This is a genomic window from Maribacter flavus (assembly GCF_008386635.1).
Taxonomy (GTDB): domain Bacteria; phylum Bacteroidota; class Bacteroidia; order Flavobacteriales; family Flavobacteriaceae; genus Maribacter; species Maribacter flavus.
On the sequence record NZ_VUOE01000002.1, the window covers coordinates 1,117,372 to 1,136,224 of the forward strand.

An 18,853-nucleotide genomic window follows, 5' to 3' on the forward strand; every position below is an offset into this window, starting at 1 on the left:
CAAATTATTTGTTTATGGTCTTGAAATACCGTTAATAAATGTTTCTACAAAGCGTAATATCTTATCAGTTACTCTTTCGGCGATAGGCGCTCTTTCCTTTAAGGCTGGTCTCTTATTTAAAAGTCCGATTACGTCATCTCGCAGCGGTTTCTTTTCCGTAAAGAGATAGTTGCCAATTACTTCTTGAAGCTTTTCACTGTCCAAATTCTCTTCTTCACTTAATTTCTTGAGTGCTTCTTTCCGCTCCTCACTCCAATAATTTTCAAACTCTTCTGGAATATCGTCTGAATCTGAAATGTGCGGTAAGTTCTCTTGAATGAACTTCTCAATCAATTCTCGCTTACTTCTCAGTTGAGCGTCACCTGCAACAATTTCAATCAGTGCTTTCTTCTGTTTCTCGTGTTCTTCTGGTGATGCGTCTTTCAGTTTTGCAAGTAGTTTTAAAATGTACGCAACATTGATTTCGTCACGATGAATCAATTCCAATTCAAAATCAATATCACCTAAAATACTGACCTTCTCTTTCTGGTTCTGACTTTTTGCCTTGTCATATAAGTCGAGATACTTGCTTTTATAATCTTCAAAAGATTGTTCAGTCATGGACAAGTCGGCAAACTGAAACTCGGTGAAGGTTGCTAATACGTTTTTCAATCGCATTAATTCACGGAAAGCTTGTATGAATGATAATTCTTCCTCTTCGCTCGGCAAGTCATTGACACTGTTTACAGTTGGTGCAATCTCTAATAAAGAGATAAATGCTTGGTTGAATTTTGCCACGTAATCTTCATACGGCTGCATGATGATTTCATCCTTGGCATTCTTATTTGAAAAAAGAGTTATGGCCTCATCTGTTGCATCTTTCAGGTTTCTAAAACAAACAATATTTCCTTGTGATTTTACTTCATTGAGAATTCGATTTGTTCTGGAATAGGCTTGAATCAATCCGTGATATTTAAGATTCTTGTCTACATAAAGCGTATTCAGGTGTTTGCTGTCAAAACCTGTCAGAAACATATTTACAACAACCAAAACATCAATTTGGCGGTGTTTTACACGTTTGGCTATGTCGTTGTAATAGTTGTAGTATGATTGATTGTCTTTACTCGTGTAGTTTGTTCCAAACTGTTTGTTGTAGTGTTTGATGAAATCTTCTAATTCATCTCTTGTATGTTGAGTATTGTATTCTGCATGGGGTTCAGCAGCCATTAAAAACTCATCATCATCTACAAAACCAACCGCATCTTTGTCTTCCTCATTTGCTGAATATGAAAAAATGGTTGCCAATCGAAGATTGTGCTTGCCTTCTTCTTTTTTCTTTAAAAGCAATTTGTAATACTCAATAAGAATGGGGACACTTGAAACGCAGAAAATAGCTGTAAACTCTCTGCTATGTGTCTTTCGATTATGATTAGCAATAATGTATTCGGTAATGTTGTCTAAACGCATGGGCGCATCCATTACTTCTTTTTCATCAATGGCTTCTACATTGATGTCAAAAATTTCATCTTTCTTTTTGAAGGTTCTTATATATTCAACAGAGAACTTTAATACATTTTCATCCCTAATTGCGTCTGTGATTACGTATTTATGCAAACAATCACCAAAAAGCATTTTTGTTGTTCGTTTACCATATTGGTTTGTACCTGCATTGGGTTCAAAGATGGGTGTACCTGTAAACCCAAACATCTGGCATTCTGAAAAGAACTTCTTGATGTCTTCATGGGTTTTACCAAACTGACTTCTGTGGCACTCATCAAAAATGAATACAATTCGTTCGTTTCTCAGAGCTTCCATTTTACCCAAATAGCGGGTTTTGCTAATGGCAGTATTCAACTTTTGAATGGTCGTAACAATCAGTTTGTTATCGCCTGCAAGTTGTTTGACTAGGGTGTTGGTGTTATTAGTTCCATCAATACTTCCTTTACTGAAAGCATTAAATTCTTTTGTAGTTTGATAATCCAAGTCCTTGCGGTCTACCACAAAAACTACTTTGTGCACCTCTTTTAAGTTGGTTAGGATTTGAGCCGCCTTGAAGGAAGTTAAGGTTTTACCCGATCCTGTGGTGTGCCAAATGTAACCGTACTTGGTAGTTGTTTTTACCCGCTCTACAATATTCTCAACTGCATAGAATTGATAGGGGCGAAGCACCATCAATATTTTTTGCGATTCGTTGAGCACCACATATTTGGTAATCATTTTAGAAATGTGGCAAGGCTCTAAAAACAAATCTGAAAATGCCGCCAATTGGGTAATCAAACGGTTTTTTTCGTCAGCCCAATAAAAAGTCTGTTTGAACGAGCGTGCTTTTAGTGGTGAGTTTGCATAGTACTTGGTGTTTACGCCATTGCTAATGACGAATATTTGTACAAATTGAAACAAGCCATGACCTGCCCAATACGAATGTCTTTCGTAGCGATTGGTTTGGTTGAATGCTTCTTTAAGTTCTAAACCTCTTCGCTTCAATTCTATTTGAACCAATGGCAAACCATTAATGAGAATTGTTACATCATAGCGGTTTTTGTGCGTGCCTTTCATGGCGATTTGCTGCGTCACTTGAAACTCATTTTGGCACCAATGAATTTGATTGATGAGTTCTACCGTTTTGGTATCGCCTTTGTCATTGGTATAAGGCACACGGTCTCGCAATATTTTAGCCCGTTCAAATACATTTCCCTTGTTGATGAAATTCAGGATTTGCTTAAAATCGTTATAGCTTAACTGTACTTTGTTGTGTTTTTCTAGTTGCTTTTTGAGATTAGCCAATAAGTCATTTTCATCACGTATTACCACTTTTTTATAGCCTAACTTTTCAAGCTGAGTAACTAAGTTGTTTTCTAATATTTGTTCGGGCTGTGTGGTCATGCTTCTGCTTCTGGATTTTTTAGGTCATTGGCAAAAGCCACTATTTTTTCTGTCAAATTTGGAACTACTGTTTTGAACTCTGATAGTTTTGGTCGTTCGTTCATGGTTTTAGCCACATCGTCTCTTAATGGTGGTTTTTCGCTGAATAGATATTCATTAACCACCTCTATTAATTCTTCACTTTTTAAATTTTCTGCCTCTGCAAATTCTTGAAGAGCTCGATTCTTAGCCTCCGACCAAAAAGTATCTTCATCAAAGTCAGAAACTAGTTTTTCAATTATCTTTTCTTCTTGCTCTGCAGTCTTTTCTTTTTCAGCTGTAATGACGGCCGCTTCTTTTTTAGTTTCAACTGGTATTTTCTTCTTGATTTTAGATTCTCTTTTTGTCGCAGATATAAAAAGGCTATCAACAATGCTTGATACAGCCTCTTTTAATTCTTCTTCGATATCCTGACTGAATTCATTTCGAAACCTATTTTCATATTCATCATAATCATTTTCAAAAAGTAATTTGCTAAAACGTGCTTTTTTAATAGGAAATTCGACACTTTCATCGAGCCAATCATTATAAGCTTTCATTTTTTTTGAAGCATAGTCTAATGCACTGTCCGAAGTATGGTTTAAACTGAAATAGTGTTCCAAGATATACTCTAACATACTGTCGGTCATATTCACAACTGTAGAAGCTAATTTGGAAGAACTGAATATGAATTTAGGTGCCATTCTGCCATGTGAAATATCGCTTCGTTTGTTTCTTATTTCACCAATCACCTGAATTATTGCAGAAAACCTAGCTGCAAAATCTCCATCTAAATCTTCACATTCATCGGATAATATTCGCATTGCATCTTTGAACAATTTAGGTAAGTCATCTTTATCTATATTTTCGGTTGTTTTTGTGTTATCAAGGTTTATAAGAATCGTTTTTGAGATACCTTCTACTAAAGCCTTACAACTTTCAATACAGACATCAGGATTAATGAGTGTATGCTCTTCTATTATTTCAATAATTTTGAAGTACTCCTCAAAATGAGAATGTTTTTCTGCGTTTGCTGATATCATGGCTCGGGTTTTCTCCATATCACACAAACATTTTTTGAAGTAAACCCTTTTTGTATTCCATTGAAGCGTCAATTTCATTCTCAATTGATTCAATTGAATCATCCAAAGAAGTTAAAAATTCAGCTATTTTGATTTGTTCTTTCTCTCTTGGCAGAAATACTTTCAGTTTCATTAATTCTACCTTAGACATATTGAACCGTGTACTTCCTTGTGCTAGTTTTATTATTTCTCTTCTAAAAAGTGCACTTCTGAACAAGTAGCGAGAAAAGTATGGAACAAGTTCAGAAAGTGAATTCGGGCGAAATCCAAAGCAAAAGCTATTTAAGAATACATCTCCAATTTCATCAAGCATAACAGAAGCAGTACCTATTTCATTTGGCGTTTCTGAGGAAGTCGTAAAGAACACATCCCCATATTGAACCTTGCTTTGATTTTCTCCTTCATCAATTTTAACTAGACCAAAGTCCTCAATGATAATTTTAGAATTACTGAAAATTTGCATGTATTGTACATAAGGTTTTCCTTCTCCAAAATCATCTTTGGTTTTACCTGTTAAGCCATTAAATGTTGCTCCAATTTCTCCCAACCTCTTCTCCTCCCAATCAGGAAAGTCATTACCGTTTTCATTTTTAAAGCGGATTTCTTGCGAAAAGAGTTTTTGCATCACGCCTTTCTTGTACTCTTCAAGCTTGGCTTTTTTCTTTTGCAAGAGTTGGATGCGTGCGTCAACTGCTGTTAGGAATGAGGCTATTTTTTGTTGTTCGGGGGTATCAGTAGGAAGATGAAGCTTGGTTTCTCGTATTGTTCGAAGCGATAGATTTTTTATTGTTGAACCTGTCAGCTCAGAATGGAAAAACGCTTGAATCTTTCTTGTTGATAGGTAATTGAATACATAACTAATCTCAAAGTCAGGTAACAGATTTATATAAGCTGCACTTTTGCCCAACATTACTGGTTCATTGTTGTAATATGCAAGATTTCCAATTGTTCCATTGATAGACATTAGAATAGTTCTGTCATTCAATTCGCGGTAGTGCTTTTGTTGTTCTTCCTCTGAAACTTTCTTGGTGGTTTCGGTTATTTCAATTCTACCATTAGACAAGTTATTTCCATTTACAAAGAAGTATGCACCTTCTTCGTCATATTGAGGTGTGCCATGAATTCCATCTCCAATTCTTGATGACATTTTCTCTAATGTTAGAGTTTCCCAATTATTCTCAAATTCAGGAAATCTCAACAAAGGTGTTAATTGTACTTCTGCCATAATTTAAAATGGTGTTGAGATATTCAGTTCAGCACAGAATTCTGCAATGGTTTCATTGGTGCTTTGCAAATCGCTTTCAATGGTTTTCAATTCCGCAGAAACTGCATCCAAGTCCACAGGCTCCTCTTCTTCAAACGTATCCACATAGCGTGGAATATTCAGGTTGTAATCGTTTTCGGCTATTTCAGCCAAAGGGGCTACATAGCTGTATTTGTCTACTGTTTCCCGGTTGCGATAGGTATTTACAATACGTTCTACATCTTCATCTCGCAATACGTTTTGGTTGCCTTCTTTTACAAAATGGTCGTCTCCGCTGGCATCAATAAACACAATGTTGTCATCTACCTCACGGCATTTTTTAAGTACTAGAATACAGGTAGGAATAGAGGTGCCGTAAAAGATATTGGCAGGTAACCCAATCACAGCATCCAAGGCGTTCATTTCTTTAATGATGTACTCACGGATATGCCCTTCGGCTGCTCCTCTAAACAAAACGCCATGCGGAAATACACTTGCCATTATGCCATTGTCTGCCAACTGATAGAGCATGTGGGTTAAAAAGGCGTAATCTGCTTTGGTTTTAGGTGCTAAACGTCCATATTGGCTAAAGCGTTCGTCCGTATTAAACAATGGATTGGCATCACTTTTCCAATGAGCAGAAAAAGGCGGGTTGGCTACCACTGCTTCAAAGCGTTTGTCTAAATGTTGCGGATTTTCCAAGGTGTCTTCCTGCATAATGTTGAACTCACGGAAATGCACATCATGCAAAATCATGTTCATGCGGGCAAGGTTGTAGGTGGTGCGTCCTAATTCTTGTCCGTAAAACTCACTTACATCAGCTTCTTTAGCTACTCGTAAAAGCAAAGAACCCGAACCACAAGTTGGGTCATAAACGGATTTTATTTTTGATTTCCCTGTGGTAACAATTTTGGCTAGTATTTTAGAAACCTGTTGAGGCGTGTAGAATTCTCCTGCTGTTTTTCCTGCTCCTGCTGCAAATTTGGCTATCAAGTATTCGTAAGCATCACCCAACACATCCGATTCAATTTCTTCTAATTTGAAATCAATCTTGTCCAAATACATCAAGATTTTTACAATGATTTCATTTCGAGCACCAACTGTTCTTCCAATTTTGGTTGAGTTCAAATCCAAGTCTTCAAACAATGCGTTAAAGTCCTCTTCGGATTCTGTACCCATAGTACTTTGCTCAATATGATTAAGCACAGATTTTAGGTCTTCTAAAATGTAGTTGCTTTCGCTTTCTGTGTCTGCATTTCCTTTAGCAGCTAATACTGAAAAAAGTTGAGAAGGCTCTAAGAAATAACCCAATTTCAGTAAAGACTCCTCCTTGATGGCTTCTAAGGTGTCTTGGTCAGTTACTTTTGTGTAATCAGTTACCGCTTCACCAACAAGCAATTCATTGGCATAGAGCAATTGCTTTTCTGATAGGTATTTGTAAAAGATAAAACCAAGTATGTAATCGCGGTAATCGTCCGCACTTATTTTTCCTCTGAGTAAGTTGGCAATGCCCCACAATTGGCTTTCCAATAGTTTCTTTTGGTCTTCAGACATATAGTTAGTTTTTTTCTTCTTTAATTAAGTCTTTCACTTCTACTTCAAGGATTTTGGCAATCTCAAAGAGAATTTCAAGTCTAGGCTGTTGTCGGTTCTGGACGTATCCGTTCACCATATTGCAACTCTTTCCGAGTTGTTCAGCCAACCAAGTTTGCTTTATTCCTTTCCTGTCCAAAACCTCTTTAATTCGGTTCATCACTTGGTAAAACTTAAAAATCTAAAATACAATCATATCTCAACATAAAAGAAATAAAACCAAAATGATTCATGATTTTCCCCATCCCTAAAACAATGGATTGATACCCTTTGTGGAATTAAGTCTCGAAAGTTTGTAAAAGATAAAAAAAGGGTTTTATATTTGCACCCGCTAAGGAGGAATGGCAGAGTGGTCGAATGCGGCAGTCTTGAAAACTGTTGAGGGTCACACCTCCGGGGGTTCGAATCCCTCTTCCTCCGCAAAAGAAACCCGCAACGAGAGTTGCGGGTTTTGTACTTTAAGAAGCGTCAAAAGCCTGCTTTTGTAAGCGGATTAAAATACAAAACCAACAAACGTAGTTTGTGGAGGGTTTTATGCTTGCCCGGGATTACCCATTTGGGATGCACGAAGTGAATCCCTTATTACCAAAAGTCCAATTTCATTAACGATTGAAAATACAAAACCGACAAACGCAGTTTGTGAAGGATTTTATGCTTGCCCGGGATTACCATTGGGGATGCACGAAGTGAATCCCTTATAACCAAAAGTCCAATTTCATTAACGATTGAAAATACAAAACCAACAAACGCAGTTTGTGAAGGGTTTTATGCTTGCCCGGGATACCCATTTGGGATGCACGAAGTAAATTCCTTATTACCAAAAGTCCAATCTCATAAACGATTGAACATACAAAACCAACAAACGCTATTTGTGGAGGGTTTTTGTGTGTACGTAGTCGTGCCTATTCCGGGAAATACCATAAACTGGAAGCCTTACCACCTGCTTCAATTCAAATAAATAATCCAATAGTAGAAATATTCAAAAAATCCGATGGCATCCATTTCTTCTACAACTTTTGCCACCCAGTCCACAATGCGTAATGTATTAAATTCCTTAGGTCATAGGTGCCATTTGGAAAGTATAAGGATAGGATAAAAACAACAAAGGCTCGTCAATTGCGCTTTACCCTATACGTAATTCTTCTATTGGTCACGATATTGGCGACAACGTTTAAATATACCGTTGCGGTATCGCACAGGTAGCTATTGTCCACAAATTCCATACTGCACAATGAGGGCCTTGAAGATCCACTACCATCCATGAACCTACCCAAAATAATGTTTGTAGCCAACCCCGTATTTAGGGGAGAAAAGGCGGGTGCCAATGCAAAAACGCTGGTTGCACCATTTGCCGTATAGGTAACGTTTCCGGAGAGTTCGTCATAATGTATGGTATATGGCACATTACCGGAAACAAAACTTCCTAAATTCACAGTAAAGGAATCCGGCAAACCGGTTGATCCATTGATAACGTCTACCCGTAGCCCCATATTATTGCCCGAAATGTGGTATACCCTAAAATTTCCGGCAGTAATTATATCTGCAGTACTTTCTTGATCTTCGTATTCAAAGGAAACCGTAAAACTGGTAAAATCAAAAATACCTCCCGTATTAGGTATATTGATGTCAAAACCTGCAGAACCACCGGCACCTGATGGAAAATAGATTCCGCAACCTGTCTGACCTGCGGCAGGATTTACAGAAGTTGCATTTGGTCCAATGGTAGCCAGGGCCAAATTGGGATCGTCAAAATCAAATCTGGATACTACCTCCGTTGGAGTACCCTCATCACATACCCTATAGGTAAAACTATCAGTACCAACGAACCCTGTATTGGGAGTGTACAAAAAACTACCATCAGTATCTAAGGTAAGGCTTCCTGAACTTGGTCCGCTAACAGGAGCTGTCCTAGATCGAAGGTTGGTGCCAAAATTGGCATCCGTGTCATTCGCCAAAACACCCTGCAGGTCATCTATCGCCAATGGGATTTGGTAACCCACATTGTAAAAATCGTCATTGCCAACTGGCGGTAGATTCTGTGCAACCGCCAATATGGAGGACAATAACAGTAAAACAACCAAAAAACTGCGAACACTCATTTTTTCTAATAATAAACCAATTTTAAGAATAATGAAGACAATGGCAATTTTATGTTGTGAATGTCCAAAATGATGAGGTAAACCCCTCTAGAGGCGAAAGCCTATGGAAAGATCTTTGACCAAAAGTAGGTATTACGTTAATAGTTAAAATCAATAATCGTTCTTTGACCTTCAAGAATGAGAGCCAACGATTATATTATTTGGTCATTGAAAGGGACCTCAAACTTCTATTTTTTATGCTATTTTCCAGGATATGTTTTAGTTGGATTTTTCAAAATCAGGTCCTTTATTCATGCCCCAAAATAGGGAAAAGGAGGACCGTAAGGCATTGTAGATGGCAACAATGGCTCCGGTCTACAAAGCCATAGAAGTTACCGTCCCATTAAATGCTGCTTATAAAGTGCTTATTTTAGTACTTTTCCGGAATGAAGGCAAACTTGGTAAGCATCCTTATTCCCTTTAAAAACACGGCGCCCTATCTCCGGGAATGCCTGGATTCTATTTTGGCACAGTCCTACCCATCTTGGGAAGTCATCGCCGTGAACGACCACTCCACGGATGAAAGTCTGCAAATCGTACAGGAATATGTCTGTCGGGATACGCGTATCAAGGTCTTTGCAAATTCCGGTGCCGGTGTGATCCATGCCTTGCAGACGGCTTATGCCAAAAGCAGCGGAACCTTCATCACCCGGATGGATTCCGACGATATCATGACCCCAGACCGACTACAGATTATGACAAATTCGTTGCTGGAACATGGCCCGGGACATGTTGCCGTGGGGCAGGTAACATATTTCTCGCACCGAGGCATCAGCGATGGCTACGACCGCTATGAAAAATGGCTCAACCGACTCACGGCAAAGGGCAGCAATTTTAGCGAAATCTATAAGGAATGTGTCATTCCCTCCCCCTGCTGGATGGTGCATAGAACCGATTTTGATGCCTGTGACGGTTTTAACCCATTTCGATATCCAGAGGATTACGACCTTACCTTTCGGTTCTATGAAGCCGGACTCAACATCATTCCCTGCGATAAAACCTTGCTGTATTGGAGGGACTATGACCACCGCACTTCCCGAACCAGCGAACACTACGCCCAGAACTATTTTTTGGACATCAAGCTCCATTATTTTTTAAAGCTGGATTATGATCCAAAACGCCTGCTCGTGGTCTGGGGCGCGGGTTTTAAGGGGAAAAAGATTGCCAAATCCCTGATCGAACAGCATATCGAATTCACATGGATCTGTGACAACCCAAAGAAAATCGGGAAGAAAATTTATGGCAAGACCCTACTTCCGTTTCAAGAACTGGATAAAATCGGTGCTTCACAAAGCATCGTGACCGTAGCCAATGAAATGGCCCAAGAGGAAATAAGAGGCTACTTTAAGAAACTGGGTTTGAAGCACATGACGGACTATTTCTTTTTCTGCTGATTTTTCGGTTACGATAATCACCAGAAGAATAAAAAACCGCGTCTACTCCTACGAACAAAATCCCTATCTTTGACCAATCACGTTAAGGAATGCAGTTTAAATATCCAGAACTTCTTTGGGCCCTTTTGCTTCTAGCCATTCCAATTATTATCCATCTTTTTCAGCTCCGCAGATTCAAAAAAACGCCGTTTACCAATGTAAAACTGCTCAAAAAGGTCGTTTCTGAATCCAGAAGGAGCAGTGTACTCAAAAAGTGGCTCATCCTCTTGGCCCGACTGGGGATCTTTGCCAGTTTGATCCTTGCGTTCGCCCAGCCCTTCAGTGCCAATGAAAATGCACTAAAACCCCAGCAAACGGTCATCTACCTGGACAATTCCTTTAGCATGGGGGCGAAATTGGACAACGGTACCCTCCTGCAGAACATGGTGCAGGAAATCATACAGAACGTTCCAAAAAACAGCTCGTTTTCCCTGTTGACCAATGATCGGGTGTTCGAGGACGTGGAAATTGCGGACATACAAAATGAGCTCATCGACCTGGCACCCAGCACCAATCAACTGTCCTTGGACCAGGTGCTGTTGCGCAGCGTTACCCTCTTCCAAAACGACCCGGACATTATTAAAAGGACCGTTTTTATTTCCGATTTTCAAGAACGCTTGGGACCCCTACCCGATACGGAGGAAAACCCCGACATCTATTTTATAAAACAGGTGCCCCAGGATTTGGTGAACGTGTCCATTGATTCGGTCTATATTTCGGAATCGGACAATGCGGTGGTTGAATTGACCGCATTGTTATCCTCCAATGAAACCCTGGAAAGCCACCCAGTCTCCCTTTATAATGGGGACAATCTAATTGCGAAAACAGCTGCGCCCTTTGCGAACGGCAGGAGCGCATCGGTCACTTTTTCCGTACCCGAAAATGCGCCCATCGCCGGTAGGATCGTTATTTCGGACACCGGACTTTCCTACGACAACGAATTTTATTTCAATTTGGACAGTCCGAAGAAAATCAGGGTGCTGGCCATCTCGGAAAACGACCCCGAATTCCTCAGAAGAATTTACGGCCCGGATGAATTTGATTTCACAACTACGCCCTTGGGCCAAGTGAATTACAGTGCCATTGAAGACTATAATTTATTGGTATTGAATGAATTGGAACAGATTCCCGCCGGATTGCAAAGTACGTTACGTACCTTTGTTGCGAACGGGGGCAGCTTTGTGGTGATTCCCGCACAGAGCATTGATATAGCCTCCTATAACGGTCTTTCCGCATCCTATCTCAATACGAGCTACGGCCCGCTGCTACCCCAGAAGGCCTCCATTTCCGGTATTGCGTTCGAGCATCCCATCTATAAAAACGTGTTCAACAAGCAGGTGACCAATTTCCAATATCCAAAGGTGGAAAGTTTCTATAGTATACGTTCCGAAGGTCCTAAACTCCTTACGTTCCAGAACGGGAACGCATTTTTGACAGGGAACGAAAACACCTTTTTCTTTGCATCGGCCTTAAACCAGCAAAACTCCAATTTTAAGAATTCGCCCCTCATCGTTCCCACATTTTACAACATGGCCCGCAACAGCCTAAAATTGCCCCAACTGTACCAGACCCTAGGGACCCAAGCGACTTTGGAAATACCCATTTCCCTTTCCAAGGACCGAATTTTGAAGGTTGCAAAGGAAGATTATGAGTTTATTCCCCAACAAATATCCCTGCCCAAAAAAGTGCAACTGACCTTTGATGAAAACCCCAAAACGGACGGAATCTTTCAAATTAGCAACGGTAATGAGGCCCTTGGCCAAATAAGTTTCAACTACGACCGCAAGGAAAGTGAGCTCAGATATTTGGATATCGATACCATTGAAAATGACCGGGTCTTTGACTCCATTTCCCGTTTTTTTGAGGATGTCCAAAAATCAAACAGCGTCAACGAATTTTGGAAATGGTTTGCTATTTTAGCACTGGTTTTTGTACTAATGGAATCCGCACTTCAGAGGTTCTTAAAATAAGGCTTAGATGAACATACTTCTTAAATCGGTAAAGATTGTAAATGGGGCAACCAAGGAAAACCACCTTAAGAAGAGGGATATTTTAATCAAGAACGGCCTCATAGAAAAGATTGCCACCTCTATCGATGCGCCGGCGAAGACCAAAATTGTAGACATTCCTGATCTACATGTTTCCCTAGGATGGATGGATACCGGGATTAGCTTTGGCGAACCGGGCTATGAGGAAAGGGAAACCATTAAAAATGGGCTACATACGGCCGCCAAGAGCGGATTTACGGACATCGTGCTAAATCCCAACAGTTTTCCGCTGCCGGATAGTAGTTCTGATATCGTCTTTCTAAAAAACGCGGGCAAGGGGCATTTGAGCAAGCTGCACCCCTTGGGAAACCTCACCGTTGGCGGCAAAGGGGAAGCCTTGGCAGAACTGTACGATATGAAGAACGCAGGGGCCGTAGGCTTCTACGATTTCAAGCATGCCGTTTCCAACCCAAACCTGTTGAAAATCGCCCTGCAGTACGCACAAAATTTTGACGGTATGGTGATAAGCTTTCCGCTGGACACCCATATAGCCGGAAAGGGCATCGTAAACGAAGGAGTCGTAAGTACCAAACTGGGATTAAAGGGCATACCCGCCATGGCCGAAGAACTTCAGGTTTCCAGGGACCTGTTCATCCTGGAATATACCGGTGGTAAACTGCACATCCCCACCATAAGTACCGCAGATTCCGTAAAACTGGTGGCAGCGGCCAAGAAAAAAGGGCTGCAGGTAACCTGTAGCGTGGCCGTTCACAACCTGTTCCATACGGACGACACGTTGGAAGAATTTGATGCGAATTACAAGGTCCTTCCGCCGTTACGAACTTCCAAGGACTCCAAGGAACTCCTAAAAGCGGTTAAAAATGGCACCATCGATTTTGTGACCTGTGACCATACCCCCTTGAACATAGAACTAAAAAAGGTAGAATTTGACAATGCCGATTACGGTACGATAGGACTTGAAAGTAGTTTTGGGGCCTTGAACCAACTCTTTTCAATCGAGGAAACCATTGACATCCTAACCCGGGGCAGGGAAACCTTCGGAATCGAAAACCCGCAACTAAAGGAAGGCGCCAAGGCCAACCTGACGCTTTTTGACCCAACGAAGGAATATACCTTTACGGAATCACATATAAATAGTAGTTCAAAGAACAGTCTTTTTCTGGGCCATACCTTGAAGGGTAAAGTGCTGGGGACCATTGCCAACAATCAAGTCCAATTAAACGAATAGTATGGCAGCAAATGCAGTAGCCGGAAAAAACACGGCCATCATATCCTATTTGACCCTCATTGGGGCCCTTATCGCCATTACCATGAACGTGGAGCCCAAACATGAATTTGCCAGGTTCCATATACGGCAGGCTTTTGGGATACACTTATTGTTCCATGCCTTTGCGCTTTTTTCCAGTGTTTGGTACAATCAGTACGGACTTTACGGACTTTATATTTGTTATCTGGCCCTTTGGTTTTATGGGTTTTTGGGTGCCTTGAACAACAAAAAGCAACTTGTCCCCATCATTGGGACCTATTTTCAAAAATGGTTCACCTTTATTCAATAGCACATGACGACGGCCCCCTTATCCTTGGAACACATCATAAAACCTTCCTCCATAAAGCAGGGAAAATCCCCCGTACTGTTTATGTTGCACGGTTACGGCAGCAATGAAGAAGACCTTTATTCCTTTGCGGACGAATTGCCCAACGAGTATTGCATCATTTCAGTGAGGGCGCCCTATACCCTGCAACCTTTTGGCTATGCTTGGTACGCCATTCATTTTGACAACGAACAGGGAAAATGGAGCGACGATGCGCAGGCGATTGAATCCCGGGACAAAATCCGCACGTTTATCGATGAGGCCTGTACTGCCTATCATTTGGATGAAGGGGATGTAACCCTTTTGGGATTTAGTCAAGGTACCATCCTAAGCTATGCCGTTGCCCTCTCCTACCCCGAAAAAATCAAAAGAGTGGTCGCCCTAAGCGGCTATATCAACGAGCGGATTCTAAAAGAAGGATACATCAAAAATAATTTCGATTCCTTAAAAATCTATGCCTCGCACGGACAGGTGGACCAAGTGATCCCGATTGAATGGGCGCAAAAGGCTCCGCTACTTCTAAACAAATTGGGAGTTTCCCATGTATTTGAGGAGTTTCCTGTGGGACACGGGGTGGCACCGCAAAATTTCTATGCCTTTAAAAAGTGGCTGGAAGCAAACCGCTAGTTGCTTCGGGTGTATAATAAATGGTCTATCAAGGTAAAATCGACACCCAGATCGTCCTTTAGCTCGTAGCGAATCAAGATTTCGCCCCAGTACATTCCATCCGAAAAATCGGCCAAAATCCATTTGTGATTCAGCACCTTGATCTTGTTGATCTTAAAATCGTTTTGCATGCCCTCATAAGGTACCAGCGGATTATCACCCTTGGATTCATTGGTTTCCAGTAATTTATCGGAAATATAACGCGTAGGATTTTCCAATTCCAAATGGTCATAATAGGCCAGGGCATCGTCATTGTTCTCCAAGGAAAAATATTGCATTTCCAAAGCACGCAATTCACTTTGTTGCAGGGAATCCTTAAGGTTTTCAACCTTGCCCTCCAAGCTTTGTATCCTGGCCGTATTCACTTCGGACATTTTACTGCCTCTAACCGCGAGATATAGACAGATCAGGGCGGAAAAAATAAACAGGTATAAATATATGTTCTTCTTCATGGGTTATATCGAAATGGTGAGATTATCATAGGCCAAATGTACATTTTTAGGAAGACTCTTTTCAACTTCGGCATGAAAACCCAACAAATGGCTTATGTGGGTAAAATAGGTGCGCTGTGGTTTCACCTTTTTAACGAAGTCCAGTGCTTCTTCCAAATTAAAATGGGAATGGTGCGGCTCTATGCGCAAGGCGTTGACCACCAATACCTTGGTGCCCACTATCTTTTCAAGTTCTTCCTCGGCAACCGATTTTACATCGGTCAAATAGGTAAAACCACCTATGCGATAGCCAAAAACCTTTAGCCTGTTGTGCATAACCTGAATGGGAGTTACCCGTCTGTCCCCTATCTCAAAATCGGCATCCTTTTCCACCAAATTGATCGCTACGGAAGGTGCCCCCGGATACCTGTCCTTATCTTGAAAAATATAATCAAAGCGTCTTTTTAAGGACTTCACCACCCGTTTATGGGCGAATATGGGAATATCCCCTTGCCTAAAGAAATAAGGCCGAATATCATCTATGCCCGCCGTGTGGTCTGAATGCTCATGGGTAAACAGGATCCCGTCCAGTTTTTTAACCTTATTGACCAACATTTGTTGTCTAAAATCCGGTCCGCAATCAATCACATAGTTATAGCCTCCCCAAGAAAGCAAGACGGACACCCGAAGTCTTTTGTCCCTGGGATCCTCGCTTAAACACACCGGGTGTTCACTGCCAATGACGGGCACACCTTGGGAAGTTCCCGTTCCTAGAAAAGTAACTTTTAGGCCTTCATCCATATACATCAAATGTAATCCTTATTTAAGAAATAGCGGCCCAAATAGGAATAAGCTTACGGCAAAGCGATAGGCCCCTACGTAATTTAATGGGAAGCCGCATTTTTTTGATTGGTTTCGCCGTTAGGTTGCCCTTTCTTCATAACTTTGTTGAAACAATTTACAGGAATGGCCTCAGTTTTAAAGAGAGAAAGTGTTTTTGAGAATATACCCTCGATCAAAGCCAAAACTTTAAGAATAAATCTTAATCCCGATATCTACGGTACGTTTGCCGAGATTGGGGCCGGACAGGAAACAGCTCGTCATTTCTTTAGGTCTGGCGGGGCCTCTGGTACCATTGCCAAGGCCATGAGTGCCTATGACAAGGATTTTAGCGATGCCATTTATGGCGTGGAGGAAGACGGCCGCTATGTTACCCAGGCCAGGCTGAAAACCATGATCAAATATGAGATGCAGTTGATGGAGGAACGAATCAGCCGGGAAAAACACCCCAACAGGGTTTTCTTTTCCTATGCCAATACCGTTGCCACCATAGATTTCTCAAAACGTTATAAGGGACATGGTTGGGTAGGTATCCGATATCAATTGGACCCCAAACAGAAAGAATACGACGAAATAGTCCTGCACGTTCGATTTAAACAAAACGAGGCCAGGCTGCAACAAGAGACCTTAGGTATCTTGGGAGTTAACTTGATCTATGGTGCTTTTTACAAGTACCACAAGCCCAAGAAAATGTTGAAATATCTATATGATCATATAGACAAGGACACCTTGGAAATTGACATGATCAATTTTTCAGGGCCCAATTTCAAGGATGTGGACAACCGATTGATGAGCCTTCAACTGATCAGAAACGATATGACCGACGCGGTAATGTTCGGTCCGGACGGAAACAACCTTTTACCTGCCGCAGTACTTTACAAAAAGAATATTTTAGCCCTTAGAGGTAGTTTTAGACCGGTTACCAAAGTAAATATGGACATGTTCCATAAGTCCTATGACATTTTTGTTAGAGATCCACAGGTTGATCAAGAAAACAGTATTGTAATATTTGAAATCACGTTGTCCAACCTAAAAGCATCCGGAGAAATTGACGAGGAAGATTTTATGGACCGTGCGGAACTACTGTGCTCTCTTGGACATTTCGTTATGATTTCCAAGTTTCAGGAATACTACAGACTGGTAGAGTATTTCAACAATTACACAAAGAATAGGATCGGACTAACCATGGGAGTCAACAATCTTGTCGATATTTTTGATGAAAAGTACTATCGCCACTTGAGCGGTGGTATTTTGGAGGCCTTCGGAAAATTATTCTTTAAAGATTTACAGGTGTATCTGTATCCAATGAAAAACCCGGATACCGGCCAGGTCATGACCAGCAACAATGTAAAGGTGCATCCAAGGATGAAGGAGCTTTACAAATTCTTCAAGTATAACGGTAAGGTCATGGACATTATAGACTATGAACCGGATATCATGGATATTTTCTCTAGGGACGTACTGAGAAAAATCATGAACGGTGAAGACGGATGGGAAAAAATGCTGCCAGAAGGTATTGCAGAAATCATCAAGGAGAAAAACCTATTCAACAAAAAAGAACTTTCGAAACCGGAAGAAATTGAAAAGGAAATAGAAAAAAAATAACCCCCTATACGGGGGTTTTTTTAGTCCAATAACTGGGCGGCGTGGTCTTTGGTCTTTACCTTGTCGATAACCTTGGTCACTTTACCTTCCTCATTGATTACAAACGTCTTTCTGTGAATACCGTCATATTCCCGTCCCATAAATTTTTTTGGACCCCACACCCCAAATATATTCAGGACCGTGTGGTCCTCATCGGCCAAGAGCGGAAATGGAAAATCATACTTGTTCTTAAAGTTAGATTGTTGTTTCTGGGAGTCGGCACTAACACCAAGCAAGTCATAACCAGCATCTTGAAGAGCTTTATAATTATCCCTTAAGTTACATGCTTCGGCAGTACAGCCCGGGGTATTTGCCTTGGGATAGAAAAAAACAATCAATTTCTTTCCGCTATAATCGGATAAATTAATAGTATTGCCGTCTTGATCTTTGGCTGAAAATTGAGGGACCTTATCCCCTTCCTTTAGTGTTTTCATAGTCAATTATCTTATATTTTGTTCAATATTATTTTTATAAAATTAAACAAAAATGACGAAGGCAGAAAAGGTATCTTTCGCTATTTCAAAATTACAGGAACTATATCCCACCATTCCCGTTCCTCTGGAACATAAGGATCCGTACACCCTTTTGATCGCGGTCCTCATGTCCGCCCAAAGTACGGATGTTAGGGTCAATCAAATTACCCCCCTACTCTTTGAAAAAGCGGACAATCCTTTTGATATGGTAAAACTGAGCGTGGAGGAAATTAGGGAAATCATTAAACCCGTTGGGCTGTCACCCATGAAATCCAAAGGAATACATGGACTGTCAAAAATCTTGATTGAAAAATACAACGGGGGGGTTCCTAAGGAAATCGAATTATTGGAAGAACTTCCGGCCGTAGGTCACAAAACCGCCAGTGTGGTGGTTTCACAGGCATTTGGTATACCAGCATTTCCAGTAGATACGCACATCCATAGGTTGATGTACCGATGGGGCTTTTCAAACGGAAAAAATGTCGTGCAAACGGAAAAGGACGCCAAAAGGTTGTTTCCCAAGCCATTATGGAACGACCTACATCTACAGATTATTTGGTACGGCAGGGATTACTCGCCGGCCAGAGGTTGGGATCTTGAGAAGGATATCATCACCAAAACGATTGGAAGGAAATCCGTCATCGATGAATACTTACATAAAAAAAAGACCCGCTAAGCGGGTCTGTATTCTAGTTTAAATAAGTTTCGAACTCCAAGTCCTTGTACTTTACATCGTACAAAGCCTTTGAAAAACTCAACAAAAAGTTGATCGTTTTTGGGCAAACTTTTTTAAACTCAGTTCTTTCCTGATAATTAGAGTAAATTTTTT

16 protein-coding genes and 1 tRNA gene are annotated in these 18,853 nt (G+C 40.9%); 8 read left to right on the top strand and 9 right to left on the bottom strand.

Annotated elements, in window-relative coordinates:
- Window positions 1-12: 12 nt before the first annotated feature.
- The 5 genes from F0361_RS15220 to F0361_RS15240 are packed head-to-tail and all read right to left on the bottom strand — an operon-like array spanning window position 13 to window position 6,958.
- The gene (locus F0361_RS15220) at window positions 13-2,862 is read right to left on the bottom strand and encodes a type I restriction endonuclease subunit R (protein WP_154919852.1); all 2,850 of its coding nucleotides are present in this window, start codon (window positions 2,860-2,862) and stop codon (window positions 13-15) included.
- Window positions 2,859-3,941 (bottom strand): type I restriction endonuclease subunit R, EcoR124 family, encoded by a 1,083-nt coding sequence (locus tag F0361_RS15225; RefSeq protein WP_161598249.1) that lies wholly within the window; start codon window positions 3,939-3,941, stop codon window positions 2,859-2,861. The genes F0361_RS15220 and F0361_RS15225 overlap by 4 nt, the downstream gene beginning before the upstream one ends.
- A gap of 1 nt (window position 3,942) precedes the next feature.
- Window positions 3,943-5,187 carry a restriction endonuclease subunit S gene (locus F0361_RS15230; protein WP_154919856.1) on the bottom strand — a complete coding sequence of 415 codons (1,245 nt, stop codon included), beginning with the start codon at window positions 5,185-5,187 and terminating at the stop codon, window positions 3,943-3,945.
- A 3-nt stretch (window positions 5,188-5,190) separates the two neighbouring features.
- A complete protein-coding gene (locus F0361_RS15235) occupies window positions 5,191-6,759 on the bottom strand; it encodes a type I restriction-modification system subunit M (protein ID WP_154919858.1) in 1,569 nt (522 codons plus the stop codon).
- A gap of 4 nt (window positions 6,760-6,763) precedes the next feature.
- Window positions 6,764-6,958 (bottom strand): helix-turn-helix transcriptional regulator, encoded by a 195-nt coding sequence (locus tag F0361_RS15240; RefSeq protein ID WP_154919860.1) that lies wholly within the window; start codon window positions 6,956-6,958, stop codon window positions 6,764-6,766.
- Between the two features lie 175 nt (window positions 6,959-7,133).
- Between F0361_RS15240 and F0361_RS15245 the strand changes: the two genes are divergently transcribed.
- Window positions 7,134-7,218: transfer RNA gene (locus tag F0361_RS15245), tRNA-Ser, on the top strand.
- A gap of 692 nt (window positions 7,219-7,910) precedes the next feature.
- On the opposite strand, the gene F0361_RS15250 is transcribed toward F0361_RS15245, so the two are convergent.
- Complete coding sequence (locus tag F0361_RS15250; protein ID WP_154919862.1) at window positions 7,911-8,897, bottom strand: Ig-like domain-containing protein; 987 nt, start codon at window positions 8,895-8,897, stop codon at window positions 7,911-7,913.
- 425 nt (window positions 8,898-9,322) lie between these two features.
- Here F0361_RS15250 and F0361_RS15255 point away from each other — a divergent pair, with 425 nt between their 5' ends.
- The 5 genes from F0361_RS15255 to F0361_RS15275 all read left to right on the top strand — a co-directional run bounded on the left by F0361_RS15255 (window position 9,323) and on the right by F0361_RS15275 (window position 14,597).
- Window positions 9,323-10,330: a glycosyltransferase family 2 protein gene (locus tag F0361_RS15255; RefSeq protein ID WP_154919864.1), complete on the top strand. Its 1,008-nt coding sequence runs from the start codon at window positions 9,323-9,325 to the stop codon at window positions 10,328-10,330.
- Window positions 10,331-10,419: 89 nt separating this feature from the next.
- Window positions 10,420-12,339, top strand: coding sequence for a BatA domain-containing protein (locus tag F0361_RS15260; protein WP_154919866.1), 1,920 nt, complete (start codon window positions 10,420-10,422; stop codon window positions 12,337-12,339).
- Between the two features lie 7 nt (window positions 12,340-12,346).
- The gene (locus tag F0361_RS15265; protein WP_154919868.1) at window positions 12,347-13,606 is read left to right on the top strand and encodes a dihydroorotase; all 1,260 of its coding nucleotides are present in this window, start codon (window positions 12,347-12,349) and stop codon (window positions 13,604-13,606) included.
- Window position 13,607: 1 nt separating this feature from the next.
- A complete protein-coding gene (locus F0361_RS15270; RefSeq protein WP_138258385.1) occupies window positions 13,608-13,934 on the top strand; it encodes a hypothetical protein in 327 nt (108 codons plus the stop codon).
- Between the two features lie 3 nt (window positions 13,935-13,937).
- Window positions 13,938-14,597 (top strand): alpha/beta hydrolase, encoded by a 660-nt coding sequence (locus tag F0361_RS15275; protein WP_154919870.1) that lies wholly within the window; start codon window positions 13,938-13,940, stop codon window positions 14,595-14,597.
- On the opposite strand, the gene F0361_RS15280 is transcribed toward F0361_RS15275, so the two are convergent.
- On the bottom strand, window positions 14,594-15,088 hold the full coding sequence (locus F0361_RS15280) for a hydrolase (RefSeq protein WP_154919872.1): 495 nt from the start codon (window positions 15,086-15,088) through the stop codon (window positions 14,594-14,596). The genes F0361_RS15275 and F0361_RS15280 overlap by 4 nt on opposite strands.
- Window positions 15,089-15,091: 3 nt before the next feature.
- Window positions 15,092-15,868, bottom strand: a complete 777-nt coding sequence (locus F0361_RS15285) for an MBL fold metallo-hydrolase (RefSeq protein ID WP_154919874.1) — start codon at window positions 15,866-15,868, stop codon at window positions 15,092-15,094.
- A gap of 165 nt (window positions 15,869-16,033) precedes the next feature.
- On the opposite strand from F0361_RS15285, the gene F0361_RS15290 reads away from it, so the two are divergent.
- Window positions 16,034-17,512: a nucleotidyl transferase family protein gene (locus F0361_RS15290; protein WP_138258381.1), complete on the top strand. Its 1,479-nt coding sequence runs from the start codon at window positions 16,034-16,036 to the stop codon at window positions 17,510-17,512.
- A 20-nt stretch (window positions 17,513-17,532) separates the two neighbouring features.
- On the opposite strand, the gene bcp is transcribed toward F0361_RS15290, so the two are convergent.
- Complete coding sequence (gene bcp, locus F0361_RS15295; protein ID WP_154919876.1) at window positions 17,533-17,985, bottom strand: thioredoxin-dependent thiol peroxidase; 453 nt, start codon at window positions 17,983-17,985, stop codon at window positions 17,533-17,535.
- 52 nt (window positions 17,986-18,037) lie between these two features.
- Between bcp and F0361_RS15300 the strand changes: the two genes are divergently transcribed.
- Window positions 18,038-18,700: an endonuclease III domain-containing protein gene (locus F0361_RS15300; RefSeq protein ID WP_154919878.1), complete on the top strand. Its 663-nt coding sequence runs from the start codon at window positions 18,038-18,040 to the stop codon at window positions 18,698-18,700.
- Window positions 18,701-18,853: the final 153 nt, after the last annotated feature.